Origin of the sequence: Mesorhizobium sp. M4A.F.Ca.ET.050.02.1.1 (assembly GCF_003997725.1) — a bacterium.
Lineage (GTDB): Bacteria > Pseudomonadota > Alphaproteobacteria > Rhizobiales > Rhizobiaceae > Mesorhizobium.
The window spans coordinates 1-1,968 of sequence record NZ_RZSG01000982.1; the positions used below are offsets into that span (position 1 = coordinate 1).

Sequence of the window (1,968 nt, forward strand, 5' to 3'; positions counted from 1 at the left end):
CTCCTTACTCTATTAATAAAACAAACGTTCAATTAATTCAAGGGGCGACTAGGCGATTATCCGGAAGTCAACGGGTGGGCTGTGCGGTTCCATTTGCTCGATCTCGACCTTCAAGACCACGGCACCCCTTGGCCCTTGCCACAAACGGTCGATCATTGTCGAAACGGCAGCGTCGGTTCCCGCGAGCATGGCCGTCACCGTGCCGTCGCTCTCGTTGCGCACCCAGCCGGTGAGCCCGAGCCGCACGGCTTCGCTCCGCGTCCAGACCCTGTAGCTGACGCCTTGCACCCTGCCATGAACGCTGGCCCGCACTGCCCTTTGCTGGTTGGCCATGACTCGCTCCCTGCACAGAGTCTGGCGCGGAATCGAGCGAAAGCAACCGGCTTGAGGGGGTATTGCTATCGATTTGTTGGAGCTCGGCTCGGTGCCTGGACCAGCGGCGCCGCGCCGCTGTCAGTTCCCCCGCGCCGCAGCCAGCGCGCCGGGCAGTTCTTCGGCGAAGATGTCGAGCTCGTGATCAAGTCCGACGCTGACCCTTATGCAGCGGTCGAGCTTCGGCGCCATCGGTTTGCGGATGAACACGTCGCGCGACAAAAGTCCTTGCAGCACCTTCATCGCGAAGGCGCCGTCACTGCCACAGTCTATGGTGACGAAGTTGGTCGCCGAGGGCAGGGGCCTCAGCCCGTTGGTCTCGGCAATTGCGGCAATGCGCCGCCGGCCGGCGGCGACGCGCGCCACCACGCTTTCCAGGAAGGCCTGGTCGGCCAGCGCTTCGACACCGGCGATCTGCGCCATGCGGCTGACGCCGTAATGATTGCGGATCTTCTCGAAATCGCGGATCACCTGCGGCTCGGCCACCGCGTAGCCGCAACGTATGCCGGCCAACCCATAGGCCTTTGAGAAGGTGCGCATGCGGATGACGTTCGGGCGGGACACGTCGATCGGCGGCAGCGCCGAGGCTGGCCCAAGCTCGCCATAGGCCTCGTCGAGCACAAGCATGGTGGTCTCGGGCAGCGCCTCGATGAAGCGAATGATCTCTGCAGCCTCCCACCAACTGCCCATCGGATTGTCGGGGTTGGAAAGGTAGACCAGCGGCGCCTTTTCCCTGACCACCGCCGCGAGCAGGGCGTCCAGGCTTTCCCGGTCATTCTCGTAAGGCACCGCGACCAGCCTTCCGCCGACGCCGGCCACATGGAAGTTGAAGGTCGGGTAGGCGCCGAGCGAGGTCACCACCGCGTCGCCCGGCGCCACAAACATACGCGCCACCAGGCTGAGCAGCCCGTCTATGCCTTCGCCGACCACCACATTGTCGGCGCCGACGCCGAGATGCGCGGCCGCGGCCTGCTTGAGGTCAAAATTGTCGGGGTCGCAATACATCCACATGTCGCCGGCGATCGCAGTCATGCGGGCAATGACACGCGGCGAGGGCCCGAAGCTGCTCTCGTTGGCGCCGATGCGCGCGCGGAAGGCGTGCCCGCGGTCGCGCTCCTGCGCCTCCGGACCGACAAACGGCACCGTCGAGGGAAGCGCGGCGATGATCGGCGTAAGGGGAGGGCGCAGGCGCATGGCAAGAGGCTCGCTGAGAAAGGGACCTCTTGCTAGCGTGAGGGAGTGGCAGGTGCAAGTTCCATCGCCTCTTCAGGACCGGACGTCACTTCCGCTCAATTTATGTGGACGACGACGTAGCGTCCGCCGTAGGGCTGATAGTACCTGCTGCCACAGTGCCACAGCACTGTGCCGTCGATCGTGGTCTTCACGCACGCTGCGGGGAGCCTGGTCACGTAGATAGTCGTACGGCGGATTGTTCTGCGTGTGGTACGCCTTGCGACCCCTGCGACGCTGCCAGGCGTGAGCGGACGGCCAACTTTCGCCTGTGCGTCGCCCACGAAGGAGGCGAACGGGGCAACCGCGTCGACCATATCGGCAAACATCATGACGACGGCGATCCCGGCAGCGCCGGTCAATCTC

The 1,968-nt window shown here is 64.5% G+C and carries 3 protein-coding genes; all 3 read right to left on the reverse strand.

Translation table 11 applies throughout. From position 1 onward, the window contains the following. Positions 1 to 48: 48 nt before the first annotated feature. The 3 genes from EOA33_RS33940 to EOA33_RS39950 all read right to left on the reverse strand — a co-directional run bounded on the left by EOA33_RS33940 (position 49) and on the right by EOA33_RS39950 (position 1,934). On the reverse strand, positions 49 to 333 hold the full coding sequence (locus tag EOA33_RS33940; protein ID WP_127407597.1) for an acylphosphatase: 285 nt from the start codon (positions 331 to 333) through the stop codon (positions 49 to 51). A gap of 120 nt (positions 334 to 453) precedes the next feature. After that, positions 454 to 1,566 (reverse strand): pyridoxal phosphate-dependent aminotransferase, encoded by a 1,113-nt coding sequence (locus tag EOA33_RS33945; protein ID WP_126055734.1) that lies wholly within the window; start codon positions 1,564 to 1,566, stop codon positions 454 to 456. A 95-nt stretch (positions 1,567 to 1,661) separates the two neighbouring features. Next, positions 1,662 to 1,934, reverse strand: a complete 273-nt coding sequence (locus tag EOA33_RS39950; RefSeq protein WP_245482520.1) for a hypothetical protein — start codon at positions 1,932 to 1,934, stop codon at positions 1,662 to 1,664. Positions 1,935 to 1,968: the final 34 nt, after the last annotated feature.

What these genes read in the sequence shown, in the direction of transcription:
- EOA33_RS33940 (WP_127407597.1), bottom strand. Translation starts at nt 333, where the DNA reads ATGGCCAACCAGCAAAGGGCAGTGCGGGCCAGCGTTCATGGCAGGGTG.
- EOA33_RS33945 (WP_126055734.1), bottom strand. Translation starts at nt 1,566, where the DNA reads ATGCGCCTGCGCCCTCCCCTTACGCCGATCATCGCCGCGCTTCCCTCG.
- EOA33_RS39950 (WP_245482520.1), bottom strand. Translation starts at nt 1,934, where the DNA reads ATGATGTTTGCCGATATGGTCGACGCGGTTGCCCCGTTCGCCTCCTTC.